We start from the raw sequence: 24590 nt of genomic DNA on the forward strand, positions 1-24590 counted from the left end.
CGAACGGGCGCCCATGCGCCGCGCGAACGCGGTCCGGTTTCGTCAAACGTCAATTCTGGGCAAAACCCGCGGCGGTTTCCATGTCCACCGCGACGATCCGCGACACGCCCTGCTCCTGCATCGTCACGCCGATCAGTTGCTGCGCCATTTCCATCGCGATCTTGTTGTGCGAGATAAACAGGAACTGCGTCTTGTCGGACATCGCGCGCACGAGATTCGCGAAACGCTCGGTGTTCGCGTCGTCGAGCGGCGCGTCGACCTCGTCGAGCAGACAGAACGGCGCGGGATTCAGCTGGAACATCGCGAACACCAGCGCGGTCGCGGTCAGCGCTTTTTCGCCGCCGGACAGCAGGTGGATCGTCGCGTTCTTCTTGCCCGGCGGCTGCGCCATCACCTGCACGCCGGCGTCGAGGATCTCGTCGCCCGTCATGATCAGCTTCGCCTGGCCGCCGCCGAACAGGCGCGGGAACAGGTCGCTGAAGTGGCGGTTGACTTCGTCGAAGGTGCCCTGCAGCAGCGTGCGGGTTTCCTGGTCGATCTTGTGGATCGCGTCCTCGAGCGTCGTGATCGCGTCGATCAGGTCGGCCGACTGCGCGTCGAGGAACACCTTGCGCTCGCTCGCGGCCTTCAGCTCGTCGAGCGCGGCCATGTTCACCGGGCCGAGCGCATTGATCGCGTTGTTCAGCCGCGTGACCTCACCCTGCAGGTACGACGGCTTCAGGTCCGGCGTCAGCTTCGCGGACAACGCGGCCTCGTCGACCTCGGCCGCCGCGAGCTGCTCGGCGAATTGCTCGACGGACAGGCGCGCGGCCTGCTCCTTCAACTGCAATTCGGTGATGCGGTCGCGCAGCGGCTGCAGCGAACGCTCGGCGACGAGCCGCTGCTCGTCCGACGCACGCAGCTTCGCGGTCAGGTCGTCCAGCTCGATCCGCGCGGCCTGCAGCGCCTCTTCCTTCACCGCACGCACCTCGAGGGCGTCCTGCAGGCCCGTGTGCGCGGTCTGCTCGTTGATCGTCTCGAGTTCGGCGCGCGCGTCTTCCAGCGACGCGGCAACGCGCTCGCTCTGCTCGTGCGCGACCTGGATGCTGCGCTTGAGTTCGTCGATCCGGGTTACCGCATTGCGCGCGGCGAAGCGCGCGTCGTTCGCGCCGCGCTCCAGGTCGCGCGCTTCCTGGCGCGCCTGCGTCAGCGACTCGTCGAGCGATTCGAACGCGAGCTGGTTGTCCTCGAAACGCGCCTGCAGTTCCGCGAGCTCGCCGTCGAAACGCTCGAAATTCGCTTCCGACTCCGCACGCAGCGCGCGCTGTTCCTCGATCTGCGCGCCGATTTCCTCGAGTTCCTCGCGGATCTGCGTGCTGCGCTGCGTGTAACGTTCGTGCGCCTGCGCGAGCTTCAGTACGTCCATCTGCAGCGCGTGCACGCGCTGCGTCGCGCGCTCGGCCTGCGCTCGCACGTCGCCGAGCGCCTGCGTGGCCTGCGTGTGCGCGGCTTCCGCGCGCACGGCGGCCGTACGCGCCTCGTCGGCGAGCAGCGCCTGTGCACGCACCTGGCGCGTGAGGTTTTCGATTTCCTGCTGACGGGCCAGCATCCCGGCCTGCTCCGAATCGGCCGCGTAAAGCTGCACGCCGACCCGCGTGACGATATGGCCGGCCTTGACGACGAACGCGCCGCCTGCCGGCAGCTGCGCGCGCGTCGCGAGCGCCTGCGCGATGTCGTCGGCGACGTACACGCTGCCGAGCCAGTCGTTCAGCACCGCGCGGATGCCCGCGTCGTCGATGCGCACCAGCGACAGCACCGGACGCAACCCGGCCACCGCCGCAGGCGGTTCGCCGGCCGCGGGCGGTGCGTAGAACGCGAGCTTCGCGGGCGGCGCGTCGGTCGCGAACGCCTTCACCCAGTCGAGATTCGACACCTCGAGCGCGGCCAGGCGCTCGCGCAGCACGGCCTCGAGCGCCGCTTCCCAGCCCGGCTCGACGTGCAGTTTCTTCCACAGACGCGGCAGCGCGCCGAGCTCGTGCTTGTCGAGCCACGGCTGCACCTTGCCTTCCGTCTGCACGTTTTCCTGCAGCTGCTTCAGTGCGGCAAGACGCGCCTCGAGCTGGTGGATCTGCGCGGCTTCGGCCTGCACGCGATCCTGCGCGGCGCGGCGCTCGCCGTCGAGCCGCGGCACCGTTTCCTGCGCGTCGGCAAGGCGCGCCTGCGCTTCGGCGAGGATCTCTTCCTGCTCGGCGAGCTGCATGCGCAACTCCTCGAGCTGCGCTTCGTCCGGCGCATCGAGCCCGCCCGCCTCGCTCTTCAGGCGCTCATGGCGCTGCTGAAGCTGCTGGAGCTGCTGGTCGGCGTTGCGCTGGTGCGCGGCTTCGAGCTTCAGCGACTGTTCGGTCTGCGCGATCCGCGCGCGCTCGTCGTTGAGCTGCGCCTGCGCGTCGCGCCACTTCGCTTCGAGCGCCGGCAGCGCGTCATGCTTCGCGGCCGCGTTGTCCTCGGCGAGCGCGGCCTTCTCGTCGGCCATCGCGCGCGCCTCTTCGGCTTCCTCGAGCTCGTCCTGCGCCTTCTCGGCCTGCGCGCGCCACTGCTCGCGCTGCGCGTTCAATGCGGCGATCTGCGCCTGTACGCGATTGCGCGACTCGACGATGAACTTGATCTCGGCTTCGAGGCGGCTCACTTCGGCATTCGCCTCGTAGAGCGAACCCTGCGCGCCCTGCATCGCGTCGCTCGCCGCGTAATGCGCGACGCGCAGCGTCTCGAGCTGCGCCTCGACCTCGCGCAGCTTTGCCGTCTGCGCCTCGAGGTCGATCTGCGCCTGCTCGATCGCGCGCTGCTGCTTCTGCTGCTCGCCGGCGGCCTCGTTCTTGCGCAGCAGCCACAGCAGGCGCTGCTTCTCCTCGCCGTCGGCGACGAGTTCCTTGTAGCGGGTCGCGACGACAGCCTGCCCCTCGAGCTTCTCGAGGTTCGCAGCGAGTTCGCGGACGATGTCCTCGACGCGCGTCAGGTTCTCGCGCGTGTCGTGCAGGCGGTTCTCGGTTTCGCGGCGGCGTTCCTTGTACTTCGACACGCCTGCGGCTTCCTCGAGGAACACGCGCAGCTCTTCCGGCTTCGCCTCGATGATCCGCGCGATCATGCCCTGCCCGATGATCGCGTACGCGCGCGGCCCGAGGCCCGTGCCGAGGAAGATGTCCTGGATGTCGCGGCGGCGCGCCGGCAGGTTGTTGATGTAGTAGCTCGACGTGCCGTCGCGCGTGAGCACGCGCTTCACGGCAATCTCGCCGTACTGGCCCCACTGGCCGGCCGCGCGGCCGTCGGAGTTGTCGAAGATCAGTTCGACGCTGGCCCGGCTGCCGGGCTTGCGGGCGGTCGAGCCGTTGAAGATCACGTCCTGCATCGATTCGCCGCGCAGCTCGGATGCGCGCGACTCGCCGAGCACCCAGCGCACGGCGTCGATGATGTTGGACTTGCCGCACCCGTTCGGGCCCACCACGCCGACAAGCTGGCCCGGAACCTGGAAATGCGTGGGATCGACAAAGGATTTGAAGCCAGCGAGTTTGATCGAGCTCAGACGCACGGCGGTATCGGATGTGAAGAAGGTGTGAAACGGACGGAGCCGCACCGCGCAAGGCCGGACGGCCCATGCGCGCGACGCGCCCCGGAATTCAAAAACGGGGCCGCGCGCATACAGCGTTGGGCCCCGCAAACGGCTTCCATCATACCATCGCGCGTGCGTCGTCCCGACCGTCGCCGGGTTTGTCCGATGCCGGCGCCGTGCGATGGACCCGGCTCGACAGCAGCGTCGCCAGCACGATGCATGCACCGCCGGCCCACTCGCGCGCGGTCGGCAGCTCGTTCGCGAACACCCATGCCGACAGCGCGGTGATCACGATCTCGAACAGCATGATGATCGACGCACGGTTCGCCGGCACCCGCGCGAGCCCGTATTGCACGAGCAGGTTGTTCGACGCCATCGTCACGCCGATCGCGGCGATGATCAGCGCGGCGACGCCGAGCTGGCCGCCCGCCGGCACGGCGGGCCAGCCCTCGAACAGCGACGCGATCGCACCGAACACCGCCGCGCCGCCGAACAGCGTCGCGGTGCGCATCTCCGCGCGCATCTCCGGCAGCTCGCGGCTCGCCTTGATCACGAGCACGTTGCTCATCGCGAAGCTCAGCCCGGCGGCGAGGCCGGCCCATTCGGCCGGGCTGGCCGGCAGCGGCAGGCCGAGCTGCGGCGACCACAGCATCAGCATCGCGCCGCCGATCGACAGCGCGGCAAGGCCGGCGCCGGCCCAGGTGAGCCGCTCGCGCAGCAGGAAGTGCGCGTAGATCGCGGTCCACGCCGGGGTCAGGTAGAACAGCAGCATCACGCGCAGCACCTCGCCGTGGATCGTGCCCCATACGAACCCGAGGTTCGTCACGCCGGCCGTCACCGCGATGCCGGGCAGCACCCAGTGCCAGCGCAGCGTCGCGATCGTGCGGTGCCGCGCGACGACCACGAACAGGAACGCGACGAGGCTCGTCAGCGCGCTCGCCAGCGTGCCCGTCAGGCCGAGCGACGCGAGGATCCGCAACGGATACCAGATCAGGCCCCATACCGATGCGCCGATCAGGATGGCCAGCGTCGGCAGACTGCCGCGTACCGCGTTATTCATTTGATTCGATACCTTTTGTTCGACCGGCCCGGCCGCCGTTCCGGCGGGCCGCGACCACATTCCGTCACGCTATAATCATTCGTTGCGACCCGCGCGCCGTCGGCGCCCGTTCGCAGCCGTGCGGCGCGCCTGCCGCTTCTTTCGCTCCAACCGGCCGCGATGGCCGCTTCGCCCGTGAACCCTCGACTCGACTCGCTCCAGCCCTATCCCTTCGAAAAGCTGCGCGCCCTGTTCAAGGACGTGACGCCGTCCGGCGCCCTCAAACCGATCAGCTTCGGCATCGGCGAGCCCAAGCACGCGACTCCGGCGCTGATCCGCGACGCCGTGGTGGCCTCGCTCGACGGGCTCGCGTCGTACCCGGCCACCGCCGGCTCGGACGCGCTGCGCACGTCGATCGCGCACTGGCTGGAGCGCCGCTACGGGCTGCCCGCGATCGATCCGGCCACGCAGGTGCTGCCCGTGTCGGGGTCGCGCGAAGCGCTGTTCTCGCTCGCCCAGACCGTCATCGACGCCCGTCCGTCCGAACGGGGCGAGAAGGCGATCGTACTCTGTCCGAATCCTTTCTATCAAATTTACGAAGGCGCGGCACTGCTGGCCGGTGCCGAACCCTATTTCGCGAACAGCGACCCGGCCCGCAACTTCGCGTGCGACTACGCGGCCGTGCCCGACGACGTGTGGGCCCGCACGCAGCTGCTGTACGTGTGCTCGCCCGGCAACCCGACCGGCGCCGTGCTGACGCTCGACGACTGGCGCGAGCTGTTCGCGCTGTCCGACCGGCACGGTTTCGTGATCGCGTCCGACGAGTGCTATTCGGAAATCTACTTCGACGAGGCGGCGCCGCCGCTCGGCGGCCTCGAGGCCGCGCATCGCCTCGGCCGCGGCTTCGAGCGTCTCGTGATGCTGTCGAGCCTGTCGAAGCGCTCGAACGTCCCGGGCATGCGCTCCGGCTTCGTCGCCGGCGACGCCGCGCTGCTGAAGCAATTCCTGCTGTACCGCACGTACCACGGCGCGGCGCTGTCGCCGGTCTGGCAGCACGCGAGCATCGCCGCGTGGAACGACGAAGCACACGTGCGCGAGAACCGCGCGCTGTACCTGCAGAAGTTCAGCACGGTCACGCCGATGCTCGCCGACGTGCTCGACGTGAAACTGCCCGACGCTGCGTTCTACCTGTGGGCGAACGTGTCCCGCACCGGGCTGTCGGACACCGAGTTCGCCCGCCGCCTGTACGCCGACTATAATGTGACGGTTCTGCCCGGTTCCTATCTGGCGCGCGATGCGCACGGTACGAATCCGGGCCGCGATTTCATCCGGATCGCGCTCGTCGCGGGCACCCCCGAATGCGTCGAGGGCGCGCAACGCATCGTCGATTTCTGCCGGGCTCTCGCGCGGTAATCGTCCAATCCGATCAATTCCATCCATCTCCTGCGAAAACGAACATGTCGCAACAACTTCAGCAAATCATCGATACCGCCTGGGAAAACCGCGCCGAGCTGTCGCCGAAGGCCGCACCGGCCGACGTCCGCGAAGCCGTCGCGCACGCGATCGAGCAGCTCGACAAAGGCGCGCTGCGCGTGGCCGAGAAGATCGACGGCAACTGGACCGTGCACCAGTGGCTGAAGAAGGCCGTGCTGCTGTCGTTCCGCCTGGAGGACAACGCGCCGATGCCGGCCGGCGGCTACTCGCAGTTCTACGACAAGGTGCCGTCGAAGTTCGCGAACTACACGGCTGAAGATTTCGCCGCGGGCGGCTTCCGCGTCGTTCCGCCGGCCATCGCGCGCCGCGGTTCGTTCATCGCGAAGAACGTCGTGCTGATGCCGTCGTACACGAACATCGGCGCCTACGTCGACGAAGGCACGATGGTCGACACGTGGGCGACGGTCGGCTCGTGCGCGCAGATCGGCAAGAACGTCCACCTGTCGGGCGGCGTCGGCATCGGCGGCGTGCTGGAGCCGCTGCAGGCGAACCCGGTCATCATCGAGGACAACTGCTTCATCGGCGCGCGCTCGGAAGTCGTCGAAGGCGTGATCGTCGAGGAAAACTCGGTGATCTCGATGGGCGTGTACCTCGGCCAGAGCACGAAGATCTACGATCGCGAAACGGGCGAAGTCAGCTACGGCCGCATCCCGGCCGGCTCGGTCGTCGTCGCCGGCAACCTGCCGTCGAAGGACGGCTCGCACAGCCTGTACTGCGCGGTGATCGTCAAGAAGGTCGACGCGAAGACCCGCGCGAAGGTCGGCCTCAACGAGCTGCTGCGAGGCGACTGATGGCGAAGCCGCGCACCGTGGTCGTCTACGGCATTCCGAACTGCGACACCGTGAAGAAGGCCCGCGTGTGGCTCGACGATCACGGCGTCGAATTCGAGTTCCACGATTTCAAGAAGCTCGGCGTCAGCGCGCCGCTGGTTGAAGACTGGTTGAAGGACGTGTCGCTCGACGCGCTCGTGAACAAGCGCGGCACGACGTGGCGCGGCCTGGACGACGCGATGAAGGCGGCCGCCGAAACGAAAACCGGCGCGGTTGCGCTGATGATCCACAAGCCGTCGGTCATCAAGCGTCCCGTGCTCGTCGTCAACGGCCGCGTGAAATCGCTCGGCTTCGCGGCCGACCAATACGCGGCGCTGTTTGCCGCATAGGGCCGCCCGCACCGAGCCCTGAGGGCCCGATGTCCTGTCGCTGCCGGCCACCGCGCCGGCATTTTTTATCGAAAGTGGTCCGAACCATGTCCGCCACCCTAGCCCTTACCGAACAGCTGATCGCCCGTGCGTCCGTGACGCCCGACGACCAGCATTGCCAGCAGATCATGACCGAGCGCCTCGCCGCGCTCGGTTTCGAATGCGAGACCATCGCGTCGCACGGCGTGACCAACCTGTGGGCCGTCAAGCGCGGCACCGACGGCCGCGACGGCAAGCTGCTCGCATTCGCGGGCCACACCGACGTCGTGCCGACCGGCCCGCTCGAGCAGTGGAGCTCGCCGCCGTTCATTCCCGCCCATCGCGACGGCAAGCTGTACGGCCGCGGCGCGGCCGACATGAAGACGTCGCTCGCGGCGTTCGTCGTCGCAGCCGAGGAATTCGTCGCGGCCCATCCCGGCCACCGCGGCGCGCTCGCGTTCCTGATCACGAGCGACGAGGAAGGCCCTGCCACCGACGGCACCGTGAAGGTCGTCGAGCTGCTGCAGGCGCGCGGCGAGCGCCTCGACTATTGCATCGTCGGCGAGCCGACGTCGACCGCCGCGCTCGGCGACGTCGTCAAGAACGGCCGCCGCGGGTCGATGTCGGGCGAACTGGTCGTCAAGGGCATCCAGGGCCACATCGCGTATCCGCACCTCGCGAAGAACCCGATCCACCTGCTCGCGCCGGCGCTCGCCGAGCTCGCCGCCGAGCAATGGGACGAAGGCAACGAATATTTCCCGCCGACCACCTGGCAGGTATCGAACCTGCACGCCGGCACCGGCGCGACCAACGTGATCCCCGGCCACGCCGACCTGCTGTTCAACTTCCGCTTTTCCACCGCCAGCACGGTCGAAGGCCTGCAGGCGCGCGTGCATGCGATCCTCGACAAGCATGGCCTCGAATACACGCTGAAGTGGTCGGTGAGCGGCCTGCCGTTCCTCACGCCGCGCGGCGAGCTGTCGGGCGCGCTGGAAAACGCGATCCGCGCCGAGACCGGCATCACGACCGAGCTGTCGACGACGGGCGGCACGTCGGATGGCCGCTTCATCGCGCGCATCTGCCCGCAGGTGATCGAGTTCGGCCCGCCGAACGGCAGCATCCACAAGATCGACGAACACATCGAGGTGCGCTTCATCGATCCGCTGAAGAACGTGTACCGCCGCGTGCTCGAACAACTGATCGCCTGACGGAGCCTCGCATGACGACACCTTTTGCAACTGTCCGGGACCTGCTGCGCTATGCGGTCACACGCTTCTCGAAGGCGAAGCTCGCATTCGGCCACGGCTCCGACAACGCGTACGACGAAGCGGCCTACCTCGTGCTGCACACGCTCGAGCTGCCGCTCGACACGCTCGAGCCGTTCCTCGATGCGCGACTGCTGCCCGACGAGATCGCGGCCGTGCTTGCCGTGATCGAACGGCGCGCGGCCGACCGCGTGCCGGCCGCGTACCTCACGCATGAAGCCTGGATGCATGGCCACCGCTTCTACGTCGACGAGCGCGTGATCGTGCCGCGCTCGTTCATCGGCGAACTGCTCGACGACGGGCTGCAGCCGTACGTCGCCGATCCCGAGCAGGTTGGCGCGGTGCTCGAGCTGTGCACGGGCTCCGGCTGCCTCGCGATCCTGGCGGCCAGCGCGTTCCCGAACGCCGAGGTCGATGCGGTCGACCTGTCCGACAAGGCACTCGAAGTCGCGGAGATCAACGTGCGCGACTACGGCCTCGAAGATCGCATCACGCTGCACCGCGGCGACCTCTATGCACCGCTGCCCGCGTTCCGCGCCGATCCCGACGCCCGCTACGACGTGATCCTGACCAACCCGCCGTACGTGAACGCATCGTCGATGGCCGCGCTGCCGCCCGAATACCGGCACGAGCCGGAGATGGCGCTCGCGGGCGGCGACGACGGGATGGACATCGTCCGACGCATCGTCGCCGAAGCGCATCGCTGGCTGCACGACGACGGTATCCTGGTCGTCGAGATCGGCAACGAGCGCGACAACGTCGAAGCTGCGTTCGGCGGCCTCGAACTCACGTGGCTGCCCACCAGCGCGGGCGACGATGCCGTGTTCCTGATCCAGGCGTCGGACCTGCCGCGCAAGGCCTGAGCCTCCTTTCCGTGCGGCGCGGTACACCGCTGCGCCGCGCGGTTGGGTAAGATGCGCGTAAGCGGCCGCCGCGCCGCACGACTTCAGGAGTCCGTCACGCGCCCATGACCCTCGACTGGCTACATCTCGGTACCCTGATCCTGACGATCCACGTGCTCGGGATCGTCGCGGCGTTCCACGCGATCATGAACACGCGCACGTCGCAAGGCGCGATCGCGTGGGCCGTCTCGCTCGCGGCCATGCCGTACCTGACGCTCATTCCGTACCTGTTCCTCGGGCGCAGCAAGTTCTCCGGCTACGTCGACGCGCGGCGCCACGAGCTGGAGATGTTGCGCATGCACACACCGCGCTCGCCCTGGCTCAGCACCGACGCAACCGACGGCCCGGCCGCCGACGCCATCGGCCAGGCGGCCGTGCTCGCGCTCACGCGGCTCGGCGGCATGCCGTTCCTCGGCGGCAACTCGGTGCGCACGCTCGTGAACGGCGAAGCGACGTTCTCGGCGATCCTGTCGGCCATCGACGCCGCGCGCGATTACGTGGTCGTCCAGTTCTTCATCGTGCGCGACGATGCGCTCGGCCAGATGCTGCGCGACGCGCTGCTCGCGCGCGCGGCAGCCGGCGTGCGCTGCTGCCTGCTGTACGACAGCATCGGCAGCTTCGACCTGCCGCACAGCTATGTCGACGCGCTGCGCCGGGGCGGCGTCGAGGTTCACCCGTTCGCGACCAACCGCAAATTCGTCAACCGTTTCCAGCTCAACTTCCGCAACCATCGCAAGATCGTCGTGATCGACGGCAATCGCGCGTTCGTCGGCGGCCACAACGTCGGCGTCGAATATCTCGGCGCGAAGCCGCGCCTGTCGCCGTGGCGCGACACGCACATCGAGATCCGCGGCCCGGTGGTCGCGAGCATCCAGTACGTGTTCGCCGAAGACTGGCACTGGGCGACGCAGAAACTGCCACCGCTCGCGCTGCCGCCGCCGGCGCAGCCGGGCGACAACATGCATTGCCTCGCGGTGCCGATGGGGCCGGCCGACAAGCAGGAAACGGGCTCGCTGTTCTTCGTCGAGGCGATCAACGCCGCGCGCGAACGCGTCTGGATCACCTCGCCGTACCTCGTCCCCGACGAGGCCGTGATCTCCGCGCTGAAGCTCGCCGTGATGCGCGGCGTCGACGTACGCATCCTGATCCCGAGCCGGCGCGATCACTATGTGGTGTTCGAGGCGTCGAAGCTGTACGCGCGCGACCTGGTCGATGCCGGCGTCAAGGTGTTCCGCTACCGTCCCGGCTTCCTGCACCAGAAGGTCGTGCTGATCGACCGCAGCGCGGCCGCGATCGGCAGCGCGAATCTCGACAACCGCTCGTTCCGCCTCAATTTCGAGATCATGGTGCTGACCGTCGACCGCGCATTCGCCGACGAGGTCGAGACGATGCTCGACGCCGACTTCGCGCAGGCGTACGAGGTCGATGCGGACGAATACCGCCGGTCGCCCGCGTGGCGGCGCATCGCGATGCACGTCGCGCGGCTGTTCGCGCCGATCCTGTAACGGCCCGGGCGCCACCGGCGCCCGCGCGGCTACCTACCGGCGCAGCGGCAAACGCCCCGCCGCCGTCACAGCAGCTTGTCGATATCCGCGGCGATCTCGTCGGGCTTGGTCGACGGAGCGTAGCGCTTGACGATGCGCCCTTCGCGATCGATCAGGAATTTCGTGAAATTCCACTTGATCGCCTTGAGCCCGAGAATGCCCGGCGCCTCGTCCGTCAGGTAGCGGTACAGCGGATGCGCATGGTCGCCCTTCACGTCGACCTTCGCAAACATCGGGAACGTGACGCCGTAATTGCGCTCGCAGAACGCGCCGATCTGCGCGGCGTCGCCGGGCTCCTGCTTGCCGAACTGGTTGCACGGGAAACCGAGCACGTAGAAGCCGCGCGCCGCGTACTGGTCGTACAGCTTCTGCAGACCCGCGTACTGCGGCGTGAAACCGCACTCGCTCGCGGTGTTGACGATCAGCAGCACCTTGCCGCGATACGCATCGAGCGTGGCCGGCGCGCCGGCGAGCGTCTCTGCGCTGAACGAATACAGGGTGGACATCGGGCACTCCTTTTACGAAACCGGATCGACGTGGAGTCTAGGCGAAATTGCAGCGTTGCGGCATTCGCCGAACGGCCGATGTCCGGCACAAGCGGCGCGCAGTCTAGAATAGCGGTTTTGGCCAGTCATTTCCGCCGTGATCCGTTTCAATCAGTTCAGCCTTGCGCGCGGCACCAAGCCGCTGTTCGAGTCGACCTCGTTCGTACTCAATCCCGGCGAGAAAGCCGGCCTGATCGGCGCGAACGGCGCCGGCAAGTCGACGCTGTTCGCCGTCCTGCGCGGCGAGCTGCACTCGGACGGCGGCGATTTCTCGATGCCGCCGTCGTGGCGGATCGCCCATGTGTCGCAGGAGACCCCCGCGGTCGACCGCTCGGCACTCGAGTACACGCTCGACGGCGATGCCGCGCTGCGCGAGATCGAGGCGCGCATCGCCGCCGCATCGGCCGCGCATGACGGCGCCGCCGAAGCCGACGCGCACGCGGCGTTCGCCGACGCCGACGGCTACACCGCGCCCGCCCGCGCCGAAGCGCTGCTGCTGGGCCTCGGCTTCACGCTCGCGCAGACGCGCGAATCCGTCGCCAGCTTTTCCGGCGGCTGGCGCATGCGCCTGAATCTCGCGCAGGCGCTGATGTGCCGCTCCGACCTGCTGCTGCTCGACGAACCGACGAACCACCTCGACCTCGACGCGATCGTCTGGCTCGAAGACTGGCTGCATCGCTACCCCGGCACGCTCGTCGTGATTTCGCACGACCGCGAATTCCTCGATTCGATCTGCAACGTCACGCTGCATCTCGACAACCGCCAGGTGAAGCGCTACGGCGGCAACTACTCGCAGTTCGAAGTGCTGCGCGCCCAGCAGCTGGCGCTGCAGCAAAGCGCTTACGAAAAGCAGCAGAAGACCATCGAGCACCTGCAGAGCTTCGTCGACCGCTTCAAGGCCAAGGCCACCAAGGCCAAGCAGGCGCAAAGCCGGATGAAGGCGCTCGAGAAGATGGAGCTGATCGCGCCCGCGCACATCGCGTCGCCGTTCACGTTCGAATTCCGCACGCCCGACGCCGCGCCGAACCCGATGATGGTGATGGAAGAGGTCCGCTGCGGCTACCACGCCGACAACGGCGCGGAAATCCCGATCGTCGACCGCGTGGCGCTGTCGATCCAGAACGGGCAGCGCATCGGCCTGCTCGGCGCGAACGGCCAGGGCAAGTCGACGCTGATCAAGACGCTGGCGGGCACGCTCGCGCCGCTGTCCGGCCAGGTGCGCGACGGCAAGGGGCTGACCATCGGCTATTTCGCGCAGCATCAGCTCGAAACGCTGCGCGAGGACGATTCGCCGCTCGCGCATCTGGCGCGGCTCGCACCCGACACGCGCGAGCAGGAACTGCGCGACTTCCTCGGCGGCTTCAATTTCTCGGGCGACATGGCGACGACCCCGGTCGGCCCGTTCTCGGGCGGCGAGAAGGCACGCCTCGCGCTCGCGCTGATCATCTGGCAGAAGCCGAACCTGCTGCTGCTCGACGAACCGACCAACCACCTCGACCTCGAAACGCGTCACGCGCTGACGATGGCGCTCGCGCAGTTCGAGGGCACGCTGATCCTCGTCTCGCACGATCGCCACCTGCTGCGCGCGACGACCGACCAGTTCATGCTGGTCGCGAAGCACCGCCTGCAGCCGTTCGACGGCGACCTCGACGACTACCGCGACTGGCTGCTGCAGCACGCGGCCGAGCAGCGCGCGGCCGCCAAGGCCGACAGCGCGGCTTCGCCGGGCGCGGGCGCCGCCGCCAACCGCAAGGACCAGAAACGTCAGGCCGCCGAGGAACGGCAGCGCCTGTCGGTGCTGAAAAAGCCGCTGCAGACGCGCATCACGAAGCTCGAAAAGGAAATGGAGGCGCTGCACGCGGAAAAGGCGCGGCTCGACGCCTTCGTCGCCGATCCGGCGAGCTACGAGGCCGCACGCAAGACGGAACTGACCGACGCGATCCGCAAGCTCGGGGATGTCACCTCGCGCCTCGAAACGATCGAGGCCGACTGGCTCGCCGCGCAGGAAGAACTCGAGCAGATCGGCTGACAGCGGCCGCTGCACGGCCGGCCGATACGCCGGCCCGGCGTGCGGGCCGCTTCGGGGCGCCCCGGTGCCTCGCCCGGGCCACCCCCCTTGCGCCGGGCCCGGATGCGACAAGGCCGGGCGCGCCGGCCCGGCCTGTTCAGTGATCGTTGTCGTTCCCGGTGCGCGGGCAGCTCGCCGCGCTGCCGGCTCAGCGGCGCGGCAGCGTGTCGCGCGGCATCTGCTCGTCGTCGCCCATCAGGTGCCGGCGCCCTTCGGTCGGCCGCCGGATCGCCGCGGCAACTTCCGCTTCCGTCACGTCCTCGGACACGACCTTGCGCGCCAGCCGCCCTTCGTCGTCGATCCATTCGACGATCCGGCATCCGCCGCCCCAGGGCTGGAGAATCGGCTCCGACACGCGGCAGCCGCGCAGGTTGTAAAGGCGGTCGCCCGGCGCTTCCCCATACGATTTCAACATAGGTTCCCTTTGCGTTGCGCGGTTCGACAATCCGGCAAAGGATAGGGAAAAGCAATGTCCGGCGGGTTACAGAACCCTACATATTCTTTACAACGAATTACGCGACAGATCGCAGGCAGGCCCGGCCGGCATGGCTGCCGGGCCGGTCACTCGAGATCGCGCACGCGGTCGATCGCCTGCTCGATGCGCTCGACGGCCATCACGTTCAGCCCCTCGACCGCCTGTTTCGGCGCGTTCGCCTTCGGAATCAGCGCGGACGTGAAGCCGAGCTTCGCCGCCTCGCGCAGCCGCTCCTGCCCGCGCGGGGACGGCCGGATTTCGCCCGCCAGCCCCACTTCGCCGAACACGATCAGCCCCTTCGGCAGCGCCTTGTTGCGCATCGACGAATGGATCGCGAGCAGCACCGCGAGGTCGGCAGCCGGCTCGGTGATCTTCACGCCGCCCACCGCGTTGAGGAACACGTCCTGGTCGAAGCACGCGATGCCCGCATGCCGGTGCAGCACCGCGAGCAGCATCGCGAGCCGGTTCTGCTCGAGGCCGACCGCGAGCCGGCGCGGATTCGGCACGTGCGCCGTATCGACGAGCGCCTGGATTTCGACGAGCAGCGGACGCGTGCCCTCCTGCGTGACGAGCACGCACGAGCCGGGCACGACCTGCTCGTGCTGCGACAGGAACAGCGCGGACGGATTCGCGACGCCGCGCAGCCCGCGCTCGGTCATCGCGAACACGCCCAGCTCGTTGACGGCGCCGAAGCGGTTCTTGAACGCGCGCACGAGCCGGAACGACGAATGCGTGTCGCCTTCGAAATACAGCACCGTGTCGACGATGTGCTCGAGCACGCGCGGGCCGGCCAGGTTGCCCTCCTTCGTCACGTGCCCGACCATGATGATCGCGGTGCCCGACTGCTTCGCGATGCGCGTGAGCTGCGCCGCGCATTCGCGCACCTGCGCGACCGAGCCCGGCGCCGACGTGAGCGCCTCCGAATAGACGGTCTGGATCGAGTCGATGACGGCCACGTCCGGCCGTTCCGCGTCGATCGCGGCCTGGATCTTTTCGAGCTGGATCTCGGCGAGCAGCTTCAGCTCGGCCGCCGGCGTGCCACCGTCGAGCAACGCCAGCCGTTGCGCGCGCAACGCGATCTGCGCGGCCGATTCCTCGCCGCTGATATACAGCGCGCGCCGCTCGTTCGCAATGTCGGCGAGCGACTGCAGCAAGAGCGTCGACTTGCCGATGCCCGGGTCGCCGCCGATCAGCACGACGCCGCCGGCAACCAGCCCGCCGCCGAGCACGCGATCGAATTCGCCGATGCCGGTCGAGAAGCGCGGCACGTCGGCCGCCTCGATGTCGACGAGGCGCTGGACGGGCGCCCGCTTCGCGAGCGACTGGAAACGGTGGGCGGACGGCGACTCGGCGACCGATTCGACGAGCGTGTTCCAGGCCTGGCACGACGGGCACTGCCCCTGCCACTTCGGGGTTTGCCCGCCGCACTCGCTGCAGACGTAGACGGTTTTCTGTTTGGCCACGCGTGACGCCCTTATTCCGCGCGCACCGGCACGCGGCCGGCGACCGCGCACATCAGCTCGTAGCCGATCGTGCCGCAATGGCGGGCGACGTCGTCGATCGACAGCGCGTTGCCCCACAGCTCGACGCGTGTGCCGACGCCGGCCTGCGGGCACGGGGTCAGATCGACGGTGATCATGTCCATCGACACGCGGCCGACGATCCGCGTGCGGATGCCGTCGACGATCACGGGCGTGCCTTCGGGCGCGACGCGCGGATAGCCGTCCGCGTAGCCGCACGCGACGACGCCGATCCGCATCGGCGCCTGTGCGGAGAACGTCGAGCCGTAGCCGATGGCCTGGCCCTTCGCGATCGTCTGCACCGCGATCAGCTCGGACGCGAGCGTCATCGCGGGCTTCAGCCCCGTGTCGGCGATATCGGACGACAACCCGGACGGCGACGCGCCGTACAGCACGATCCCCGGCCGGACCCAGTCGAAGCGCGTATCCGGGTGCCACAGCACGGCCGCCGAATTCGCGAGACTGCGCGCGCCGGCAATGTTCTGCGCGCCGCGCTCGAACGTCGCGAGCTGCTCGGCGACGCCGCGCTCGTTGTCCGCATCCGAAAAATGGGTCATCAACGTGATCTGGCCGATGCCGGGGCAGGCGCGGGCACGCTCCCACGCGGCGCGGTATTTTTCGGGCGAGTAGCCGAGCCGGTTCATCCCGCTGTTCATCTTGAGCTGCACGTTGACCGGTTTCGACAGCCGTGCCGTTTCCAGCATCCGCATCTGCTCGTCGTTGTGGACGGTCGTCGTCAGGCTGTAGCGGTCGATCACGTCGATGTCGGTCGAGCGGAAGAAGCCTTCGAGCAGCAGGATCGGGCCGGCCCAGCCGAGTTCGCGCAGCTTGACCGCCTCGTCGAGGTCGAGCAGGCCGAAACCGTCGGTGCCGCGCAGGCCGGGAAACGCACGTGCGAGACCGTGACCGTACGCGTTGGCCTTGACGACCGCCCAGACCTTGGACGGGCCGGCAAAGCGGCGGACGACGGAGAGATTGTTCGCGAGAGCGGCGGTGTGAATGGTGGCGGAGATCGGGCGCGGCATGGGAAATTTACGTAAAGACGCTTGCGAATCATCAGCTTACCGCGCCTTTTGAGCACTGAAGCCGACAATTTGCGGAACGATCGGGGAATCTTGCTAGTCCGAGTTGGCGTATTTTCATGTTATAAAGCCGTGCGCACAACCCATTTCGAACGGAATAAGCCGATCGCATACCTGGCGGCCTACGCGGCCCTGCCGCAGCGACGAAAGCATCGCATCAGATGAAAAAAGGTTTTTACACCATCATGGCCGCGCAGTTTTTCTCGTCGCTGGCCGACAGTGCGCTCCTCATCGCCGCCATCGCCCTGCTGAAAGACCTCCACGCCCCCAACTGGATGACACCGCTGCTGAAGCTGTTCTTCGTGTTGTCCTACGTGGTGCTGGCGGCATATGTGGGCGCGTTCGCGGATTCGCGCCCCAAGGGCCACGTGATGTTCATCACCAACTCGATCAAGGTGATCGGCTGCCTGATCATGCTGTTCGGCGCCCATCCGCTGATCGCGTACGGGATCGTCGGCTTCGGTGCAGCGGCCTACTCGCCCGCGAAATACGGCATTCTCACCGAGCTGTTGCCGGCCGACCGGCTAGTTGCCGCGAACGGCTGGATCGAAGGCACGACCGTCAGCTCGATCATCCTGGGCACCGTGCTCGGTGGCGCGCTGATCAGCCCGCACATCGCATCGCACGTGATTGCGCACACGCCGACGTGGATCAATACGCCTGCCGAAGCCGCAATCGCAGTCATCCTGTCGATCTACGTGATAGCGGCGCTGTTCAATTTGCGCATTCCCGATACCGGCGCCCGCTACCCGAAGCAGGAACGCGGACCGATCAAGCTGGTGGCCGACTTCGCCGATTGTTTCATGGTGCTTTGGCGCGACAAGCTCGGCCAGATTTCGCTCGCCGTCACGACACTGTTCTGGGGAGCCGGAGCGACGCTGCAGTTCATCGTCTTGAAATGGGCCGAGGTTTCGCTGGGCATGTCGCTATCCGAGGGCGCGCTGCTGCAGGCAGTCGTCGCATTCGGCGTTGCAGCCGGCGCGATTGCCGCGGCCAGCCGGGTGCCGCTCAAGAAGTCGCTGACCGTGCTGCCCGTCGGCATCGTGATGGGCATCGCGGTGATGCTGATGGCGTTCTATTCGCGCGACCTGTTTCCGCCGCACTGGGCCGCGCACTTCGGCCACCTGCGCATGCCCGTGTACCTGATCATCGCGTACATCTTCCTGATCTGCGTCGGGGCACTGTCCGGCTACTTCGTCGTTCCGATGAACGCACTGCTGCAGCATCGCGGCCACGTGCTGCTGTCGGCCGGCCACTCGATCGCGGTGCAGAACTTCAACGAGAACCTCTCGGTGCTCGTCATGCTGTGCCTGTATGCGGTGCTGGTGTGGCTCGACGTGCCGGTCGGCGTCGTGATCGTGCTGTTCGGCACGTTCGTCTGCCTGACGATGTGGCTCGTGATGCGCCGTCACCAGGCGAACCAGCGCCAGTTCGACTCGGTCGCGCTGATCGGCGAGTCGCGGCACTGACGCGCCCCTTCCCGTTCCTGTCCGCCGGCGCCGGTCTTCGAACCGGCGCATTGCCCCGATGACGCACCCGATACCCAACCTCCTGACGATCGCCGGCTCCGATTCTGGCGGCGGCGCGGGCATCCAGGCCGACCTGAAGACGTTCTCCGCGCTCGGCGCCTACGGCGCCAGCGCGATTACCGCGCTGACCGCGCAGAACACGCGCGGCGTGACGGGCGTGCATGCGCCGGACGCGGCGTTCGTGACCGCGCAGCTCGACGCGGTATTCGGCGATCTCCGTATCGATGCGGTCAAGATCGGGATGCTCGCGAATGCGGCAATCGTGCACGCGGTTGCCGACGCGCTGCGGCGTTACACGCCGCGCTTCGTCGTGCTCGACACGGTCATGATCTCGACGAGTTCCCACGCGCTGCTCGCGCCCGATGCGGTCGACGCACTGCGCGATGCGCTGCTGCCGCTGGCCACCGTCGTCACGCCGAACCTGCCCGAAGCCGCCGCGCTGCTCGGCGACGCGCCCGCGATCACCGAGGACGACATGGTCCGGCAAGGCCGGGCGTTGCTGCAGGCCGGCGCGCACGCCGTGCTGATGAAAGGCGGTCACCTGCCCGATGCGTCCGCGAGCCCCGACTGGCTCGTCGACGCGACGCGGACCGTCCGGCTCGACGGTCCGCGCGTCCCCGTCAACAACACGCACGGCACGGGATGTACGCTGTCTGCGGCGATCGCCGCGCTGTTGCCCCAACGGCCCGACCTCGAAAGCGCCGTACGCGAAGCGAAGGCCTACCTGACCGGCGCGATCGCGGCGAGCGACCGCCTCGACGTCGGGCACGGCGCCGGCCCCGTCCATCACTTCCACCGCTGGTGGTAAGCACCGGCTGACGCGACGTCAGCCATCCTGTGCGGCGAACGCCCGCGCGCGCGCCGGCCAGTCGTCGGGCACGATGAAGCCGCGCGACGTCTCGCGCCACGTGCCGTCGCCGCCCTTCTCATGGATGCCGATCAGTGCGGGGGCCTCGCGCGTCGTCAACACGGACGGCAGCGTGAGCGCGGCGGCCAGCGGCTCGGGTTCGAAGCCGACGTCGGCGGCAACCCGCCGCGGCGCGAGCCACGCCAGTCGCGGCAACACGCTCCATCCGGCGCCGGCGCGCTGCGCGGCCGCCCACGCCGGCCACTGCGCGTGCGTCAGCCAGAAGCCGCGCGGGTGATCCGGCGCGATTTCCACGGACACCGGCGGCAACGGCACGCCGTGCGGATAGAACAGCCAGCCCCGGATGAACATCTGTGCGTCGGACGGTGCGCCGTAGCCGAGCCGCGAAAATCCGTCGCGATCGCCGAGCCGCAACTGGTGGTCGAGCAGCCGGCTGCGCTTGCGATCGAACCGGTCGACGAGGTTGGGGCCGACGAAATCGGCCAGCGACGCGTCGGCGTGCACCGGTGCGCAGAGATAGCACTTCACCGCGAGTTCCCAGTGCAGGCGCCGCCCGTCCGGCGCGTCGACGAGAAAATCGACTTCGCCGAGCGTCTTGCCGTTGCTGCGCAGCGGCAGATTGGCCGCGACGAGCCGCAGCGACGGGCCGTGCATGAGGAAATACTCGAGCAGGCATTCCGCGTAGCGGCCGAGCCGCACGGGCCGCAGCCCGTCGAGCGCGCGATGCAGCGGCTCCGGCCGCGCATCGAGCGCGACGAGCCACGCTTCGACCGCCGCCCGCCCGGCCGCGTCCGGCCAAGGGAGCGCCAGCGGCGCGCCCGGGACCGCGGTGAGCAGGCTCGGGCTGGCGAGCAGCCAGCCCAGATCGCGAACCGCGACGTCGCGCAGCGTATCGACGCATGCGAACGCCGCGCCGACCGTCATTGCCCGGCCGATCCGTTCGCGTCGGCGCCCCCGGTGCGCCTGAACGTGTCGCGCGCGAGGCACAGGTCGGCCCATGCCTTCGACTTGTCCTGCAGGCTGCGCAGCAGGTATGCCGGGTGGTAGGTCACGATCACCGGCACGCCTTCATACGCATGCACGCGACCGCGCAGCGACGCAATGCTTGCATCCGTCTTCAGCAAGGTCTGCGCGGCGAAACGTCCGAGCGCGACGATCAGCTTCGGCTTCACGAGCGCGACCTGCCGCTGCAGATAAGGCTCGCAGTTCGCGACCTCGTCCGGCTCGGGGTTGCGGTTGCCCGGCGGCCGGCACTTGATCACGTTCGCGATGTACACGTTGTCGCCGCGCTTGAGCGACAGCGATTGCAGCATGTTGTCGAGCAGCTTGCCGGCCTGGCCGACGAACGGCTCGCCCTGCTTGTCCTCGTTCTCGCCCGGCGCTTCGCCGATCAGCATCCAGTCCGCTTCGCGGTCGCCGACGCCGAATACGGTATTGGTGCGCTTCTCGCACAGCCGGCACAGCGTGCAGTCGGCCACGCGCGCGGCCAGCGCATCCCAGTCGAGCGCCGCAACCGGCGCTTCGGCGCGCCGCGACTCGGCCGCCGGCGCGGGTTCGCCCGGCGAGGCCGCGTCGAACCACGCGAAATCGTCCGCCTCGGCCGGCGGCAGGTCGTCCTGCCGCGGCATCGCATCGGCCGATACCGCCGATACCGCCGATACGGGCGCGCGATCGTCAACGGCGACACGGCGCGGCGCGCCCACCGGCTCGCGAACCGGCGACGCGTCGGCCGCCTGCCCCATATCGTCGCGCGCCGGCCCACGCGCCGCGCGCATCGGTTGCCCGGCCGCGCCGGCGGACACGCCGCCCGTCGCCCCGGCCGGCGCGACGGCGGGCACATCGGCCGGCACGCCTTCATCCGCGCGCTCCCCGCGCCGCACCCAGATCTGCGCGAGGCCCATTTCCTCGAGCGCCGCTTCAGCCCATGCCATGCGCGTCCCCCTCGTCCTTGTTCAGCGTCAGACGCATCACGATCGCGTCCTCCCGGCTGTGATGCTTCGCCGGATAGTAGTTCTTGCGCCGGCCGATCGTCACGAAGCCGAAGCGCTCATACAGATGGATCGCGCGCGCATTGGACGGCCGCACCTCGAGCAGCACGCCGTCGAGCCGCTCCGCACCCGAAATGCGCACGGCCTCGCGCAGCAGCGCGAGGCCGGCGCCCGCGCGCTGCGCGGCCGGCGCAACGCACAGGTTCAGCAGATGCATCTCGTCGACCACCGGCATCAGCACGCAATAGCCGATCATCGAGCCCGTCACGTGCCGCAGGCACACGCCCAGATAACCGTTGCGCAGCGAATCCTCGAAGTTGCCGCGGCTCCACGGGAATTCGTAGGCGACGTGCTCGATCGCGACGACCTCGTCGAGATCGGCATCCGTCATCGGCGCCAGATAGCGGTCGCTCAGCAACACGCCGGTCATCCCTTCGCTCCAGCCGCCTGCGCGGCCCGTGCCGCGACGCGCTCGGCGGTCGTCTGCGCGACCTTGTCGCGCACGTATTCGGGCGCGGCCTGGTCGGCCGGCACCGTCCGCCCGGCGCGGAACGCGCGCAGCGCGGCATGGGCAACCGCCAGCGCATGCGGCAGCGCGTCGCCGTCGATCGCGGCCGCACGGGCCGCGGCCGGCCACTGCGCGCCGAACGCGGCAGCCGCATTGCCTGCGAGCGTGAACGGCACGTCGGGCACGCCGACGGCGCCCGGCGCATCGAGCGAAGCCGGATGCAGCGTCTGCCAGTCGCCGGCGCCGTCGTCCCAGACGAAGTCCGCCCAGTAGGCTTCGTCCATCCGCGCGTCCAGCGCGGCAAGCACGCGGTGCGTGCCGGGCGTGCGCAGCCGCGCGTGCTCGGCGCACGCGAGCAGCGTGCCGATCGGCACGACCGGCAGCCCGCTTCCGAACGCGAGGCCCTGGGTAATGCCGGTCGCGGTGCGCAGGCCCGTGAACGAGCCGGGGCCCGCGCCGAACGCGATCGCATCGCAATCGGCGAGCGTCAGCCCCGATTCGGCGAAGAGTTCCTGGATCGCCGGCAGCACGCGCGTGCTCGACACGGCGCCCGTCAGCTCGTGACGGACCCAGGTTTGCGGGTTGGAAACGGCGTCATCGGCATGGGCCGAGCGCAGCAGGGCGACCGAGCAGTATTCGGTCGACGTATCGATGGCGAGGAGCACTGTTTGCGTCATGGCCGACATTGTAATGCGACGCCCCGCTCCCACGGGCGATCGGACCCGATCCGGGCCTGCGCGCCGCGCAGCCGGCGGTTTGGAAGGATCGCTCGACCCCGCGCGGCGGCCCGCTTGTTAAGATCGCCCGACCTGAAACCCTTACGGAGACACCCGATGAGCGACCTCACCGCCCAATTCGACCAGGCCCAGATCGACGTCAAGCAACTGACGGAACGGCCGGGCAACCTGACCCTGCTGCGCCTGTACGCACTCTTCAAGCAAGCCACCGACGGCGATGCGCACGGCGACAAGCCGGGCTTCACCGACATCGTCGGCAAATACAAGTACGACGCCTGGGATGCGCTGAAGGGCACGTCGCAGGATGCGGCAAAGCAGCAGTACATCGAACTCGTCGAATCGCTGAAGAACGGCACGGCTTCCTGACCGGATCCCCCGCAACCGCAATAGGCAATCAAATCAGTGGCGCAGCGCAGCAAATCTCTTTATAATGCTGCCTGCGTCATCCCCGCGCTCGGCTCGCAAGCCGTTCCGGCCCGACGCCTCGTAGCGTTAAGCTCCAATCCGGTTTAGAACCTGTCCCCTCCTGCTTCGACCTTCGCGGTCGTCACTTATCAGGCTGGCGGCCCCGCTCCTGAAGCGCGCCGCACCCAAAACAGCTTCTAATGCCTCATCCGCCGATGGTTCGGCGGATTGCACCCGTTTCCCGATTTGCTCGCTGAATCCGACGACTTGGGTATGCGCGATTGGCGCCGACGTTTCACCCACTGTGTTTCAAGGATTGTTATGACTTCGAGCATCAACTCCAGCCCGCTCAACGCGATCGCCGACCAGGCGCTCGGTCTCGACGCCGCCGCACCGGCCGCAGTCGAACCGGCGTCGGACGAGCCGAGCTTCGCGTCGCTCGGGTTGTCGCCGGAGATCGTCTCCGCGCTGCAGGCAGCCGGCTACGTGAAGCCGACGCCGGTGCAGCAGCGCGCGATTCCGGCCGGCATCGCCGGCCGTGACCTGCTGGTCTCGAGCCCGACCGGTTCGGGCAAGACCGCCGCATTCATGCTGCCCGCGATCGAACGTTTCGCGCAGCTCCAGAAGACGCAGGCGCAGCAACCGCGCGCGCCGCGTGAACCGAACCAGGGCGACCGCCGCGTGCGCCGCCCGCAACCCGTCGCCCGCCCGGGCCTGCTCGTGCTGACGCCGACCCGCGAACTCGCGATGCAGGTCACCACGGCCGCCTCGACGTACGGCAAGCACCTGAAGCGCCTGCGCACGGTCAGCATCCTCGGCGGCGTCGCCTACGGCCAGCAGCTGATGCTGCTCGCGAAGAACCCGGAAATCCTGGTCGCCACGCCGGGCCGCCTGCTCGATCACCTCGAGCGCGGCCGCATCGACCTGTCCGAGCTGAAGATGCTCGTGCTCGACGAAGCCGACCGCATGCTCGACATGGGCTTCATCGAAGACATCGAGACGATCGTCGACGCCACGCCCGAGTCGCGCCAGACGATGCTGTTCTCGGCCACGCTCGACGGCAAGATCGGTTCGCTGACGAACCGCCTGCTGAAGGATCCCGAACGCATCGAGATCCAGCAGCGCCTCGAGTCGCGCGCCAACATCGCGCAGACCGTGCACTACGTCGACGACCGCGACCACAAGGATCGCCTGCTCGATCACCTGCTGCGCGACGACGCGCTCGACCAGGCGATCATCTTCACGGCGACCAAAATCGACGCCGACCAGCTCGCCGGCCGTCTCGCCGACGCAGGCTTCGAATCGGCCGCGCTGCACGGCGACCTGCCGCAGGGCGCGCGCAACCGCACGATCCGTGCGCTGCGCGAGCGCCGCGTGCGCGTGCTGGTGGCAACCGACGTCGCGGCTCGCGGCATCGACATCCCGGGCATCACGCACGTGTTCAACTACGACCTGCCGAAGTTCGCGGAAGACTACGTGCACCGCATCGGCCGTACCGGCCGTGCAGGCCGTTCGGGCATCGCGGTGAGCCTCGTGCACCATGCCGAGCAAGGCGCGCTCAAGCGCATCGAGCGCTTCGTCCGTGCGCCGCTGCCGGTCAACGTGATCGAAGGTTTCGAGCCGCGCAAGGCGCCCCCGCGCAACGGCGGCAACGGCGGTCGCGGCCGTCCGGGCGGCGGTAACGGCGGCCGGCGTTTCGGCGGCAAGCCGGGCGGCGGTCACGGCGGCAACGGCCGCAGCTACGGCAGCGGCAATGGCGGCGGCTGGAGCGGCAAGCCGGGCGGCAGCCGTGACGGCGGCCCGCGTCGCGATGGCCAGCGCAGCAGCGGCCCGCGCCGCGGCAATTCCGCATCGTAAGCAC

Annotated in this window: 21 protein-coding genes; 11 read left to right on the forward strand and 10 right to left on the reverse strand. The window is 68.5% G+C overall.

The window, feature by feature from the left end:
• Window positions 1–49: 49 nt before the first annotated feature.
• Both smc and GQ57_RS27620 read right to left on the reverse strand, forming a co-directional pair.
• A complete protein-coding gene (gene smc / locus GQ57_RS27615) occupies window positions 50–3562 on the reverse strand; it encodes a chromosome segregation protein SMC (RefSeq protein ID WP_031399375.1) in 3513 nt (1170 codons plus the stop codon).
• 139 nt (window positions 3563–3701) lie between these two features.
• A complete protein-coding gene (locus tag GQ57_RS27620; protein ID WP_031399376.1) occupies window positions 3702–4643 on the reverse strand; it encodes a DMT family transporter in 942 nt (313 codons plus the stop codon).
• Window positions 4644–4802: 159 nt separating this feature from the next.
• Between GQ57_RS27620 and dapC the strand changes: the two genes are divergently transcribed.
• The 6 genes from dapC (at window position 4803) to cls (ending at window position 10965) form a co-directional block, all read left to right on the forward strand.
• On the forward strand, window positions 4803–6035 hold the full coding sequence (gene dapC / locus GQ57_RS27625; RefSeq protein ID WP_031399377.1) for a succinyldiaminopimelate transaminase: 1233 nt from the start codon (window positions 4803–4805) through the stop codon (window positions 6033–6035).
• Between the two features lie 44 nt (window positions 6036–6079).
• Window positions 6080–6907, forward strand: a complete 828-nt coding sequence (gene dapD / locus GQ57_RS27630; RefSeq protein WP_006478479.1) for a 2,3,4,5-tetrahydropyridine-2,6-dicarboxylate N-succinyltransferase — start codon at window positions 6080–6082, stop codon at window positions 6905–6907.
• Window positions 6907–7275: an ArsC family reductase gene (locus GQ57_RS27635; RefSeq protein WP_031399379.1), complete on the forward strand. Its 369-nt coding sequence runs from the start codon at window positions 6907–6909 to the stop codon at window positions 7273–7275. The genes dapD and GQ57_RS27635 overlap by 1 nt, the downstream gene beginning before the upstream one ends.
• Before the next feature lie 86 nt (window positions 7276–7361).
• Window positions 7362–8501 carry a succinyl-diaminopimelate desuccinylase gene (gene dapE / locus GQ57_RS27640; protein ID WP_034199559.1) on the forward strand — a complete coding sequence of 380 codons (1140 nt, stop codon included), beginning with the start codon at window positions 7362–7364 and terminating at the stop codon, window positions 8499–8501.
• Window positions 8502–8512: 11 nt separating this feature from the next.
• Window positions 8513–9421 (forward strand): 50S ribosomal protein L3 N(5)-glutamine methyltransferase, encoded by a 909-nt coding sequence (prmB, locus tag GQ57_RS27645; protein WP_031399381.1) that lies wholly within the window; start codon window positions 8513–8515, stop codon window positions 9419–9421.
• Between the two features lie 104 nt (window positions 9422–9525).
• Window positions 9526–10965, forward strand: coding sequence for a cardiolipin synthase (gene cls / locus GQ57_RS27650; protein WP_031399382.1), 1440 nt, complete (start codon window positions 9526–9528; stop codon window positions 10963–10965).
• 65 nt (window positions 10966–11030) lie between these two features.
• Here cls and GQ57_RS27655 read toward each other — a convergent pair whose 3' ends face one another.
• A complete protein-coding gene (locus GQ57_RS27655) occupies window positions 11031–11510 on the reverse strand; it encodes a glutathione peroxidase (RefSeq protein ID WP_034199560.1) in 480 nt (159 codons plus the stop codon).
• Window positions 11511–11646: 136 nt separating this feature from the next.
• On the opposite strand from GQ57_RS27655, the gene GQ57_RS27660 reads away from it, so the two are divergent.
• Window positions 11647–13578 carry an ATP-binding cassette domain-containing protein gene (locus GQ57_RS27660; protein ID WP_034199561.1) on the forward strand — a complete coding sequence of 644 codons (1932 nt, stop codon included), beginning with the start codon at window positions 11647–11649 and terminating at the stop codon, window positions 13576–13578.
• 187 nt (window positions 13579–13765) lie between these two features.
• On the opposite strand, the gene GQ57_RS27665 is transcribed toward GQ57_RS27660, so the two are convergent.
• The 3 genes from GQ57_RS27665 to alr form a co-directional block, all read right to left on the reverse strand.
• Window positions 13766–14032, reverse strand: coding sequence for a DUF2866 domain-containing protein (locus GQ57_RS27665; RefSeq protein ID WP_031399385.1), 267 nt, complete (start codon window positions 14030–14032; stop codon window positions 13766–13768).
• A gap of 146 nt (window positions 14033–14178) precedes the next feature.
• Window positions 14179–15555 carry a DNA repair protein RadA gene (radA, locus tag GQ57_RS27670; protein ID WP_034199562.1) on the reverse strand — a complete coding sequence of 459 codons (1377 nt, stop codon included), beginning with the start codon at window positions 15553–15555 and terminating at the stop codon, window positions 14179–14181.
• Window positions 15556–15566: 11 nt separating this feature from the next.
• Window positions 15567–16637 carry an alanine racemase gene (gene alr, locus GQ57_RS27675; protein WP_034199563.1) on the reverse strand — a complete coding sequence of 357 codons (1071 nt, stop codon included), beginning with the start codon at window positions 16635–16637 and terminating at the stop codon, window positions 15567–15569.
• A 218-nt stretch (window positions 16638–16855) separates the two neighbouring features.
• On the opposite strand from alr, the gene lplT reads away from it, so the two are divergent.
• A complete protein-coding gene (gene lplT, locus GQ57_RS27680; RefSeq protein ID WP_031399388.1) occupies window positions 16856–18163 on the forward strand; it encodes a lysophospholipid transporter LplT in 1308 nt (435 codons plus the stop codon).
• Between the two features lie 58 nt (window positions 18164–18221).
• Window positions 18222–19031, forward strand: a complete 810-nt coding sequence (gene thiD, locus GQ57_RS27685; protein WP_031399389.1) for a bifunctional hydroxymethylpyrimidine kinase/phosphomethylpyrimidine kinase — start codon at window positions 18222–18224, stop codon at window positions 19029–19031.
• An 18-nt stretch (window positions 19032–19049) separates the two neighbouring features.
• On the opposite strand, the gene GQ57_RS27690 is transcribed toward thiD, so the two are convergent.
• From GQ57_RS27690 to tsaB, 4 genes are read right to left on the reverse strand one after another with little or no spacing between them, the layout of a single operon-like run.
• Entirely contained in the window at window positions 19050–20015 is a 966-nt protein-coding gene (locus tag GQ57_RS27690) for a DUF1853 family protein (protein WP_034199564.1), read from the reverse strand.
• Complete coding sequence (locus tag GQ57_RS27695) at window positions 20012–21022, reverse strand: uracil-DNA glycosylase (protein WP_034199565.1); 1011 nt, start codon at window positions 21020–21022, stop codon at window positions 20012–20014. Before GQ57_RS27695 ends, GQ57_RS27690 begins: the two co-directional genes overlap by 4 nt.
• Entirely contained in the window at window positions 21009–21509 is a 501-nt protein-coding gene (gene rimI, locus GQ57_RS27700; RefSeq protein ID WP_034199566.1) for a ribosomal protein S18-alanine N-acetyltransferase, read from the reverse strand. Before rimI ends, GQ57_RS27695 begins: the two co-directional genes overlap by 14 nt.
• Window positions 21506–22273, reverse strand: coding sequence for a tRNA (adenosine(37)-N6)-threonylcarbamoyltransferase complex dimerization subunit type 1 TsaB (tsaB, locus tag GQ57_RS27705; RefSeq protein WP_034199567.1), 768 nt, complete (start codon window positions 22271–22273; stop codon window positions 21506–21508). The genes rimI and tsaB overlap by 4 nt, the downstream gene beginning before the upstream one ends.
• Before the next feature lie 147 nt (window positions 22274–22420).
• Between tsaB and GQ57_RS27710 the strand changes: the two genes are divergently transcribed.
• Both GQ57_RS27710 and GQ57_RS27715 read left to right on the forward strand, forming a co-directional pair.
• Window positions 22421–22690: an acyl-CoA-binding protein gene (locus tag GQ57_RS27710; protein WP_031399394.1), complete on the forward strand. Its 270-nt coding sequence runs from the start codon at window positions 22421–22423 to the stop codon at window positions 22688–22690.
• Window positions 22691–23050: 360 nt separating this feature from the next.
• The gene (locus tag GQ57_RS27715) at window positions 23051–24586 is read left to right on the forward strand and encodes a DEAD/DEAH box helicase (RefSeq protein WP_031399395.1); all 1536 of its coding nucleotides are present in this window, start codon (window positions 23051–23053) and stop codon (window positions 24584–24586) included.
• Window positions 24587–24590 lie beyond the last annotated feature (4 nt).

It is taken from the genome of Burkholderia sp. MSh2, assembly GCF_000731655.1.
Taxonomy (GTDB): Bacteria; Pseudomonadota; Gammaproteobacteria; order Burkholderiales; family Burkholderiaceae; genus Burkholderia; species Burkholderia paludis.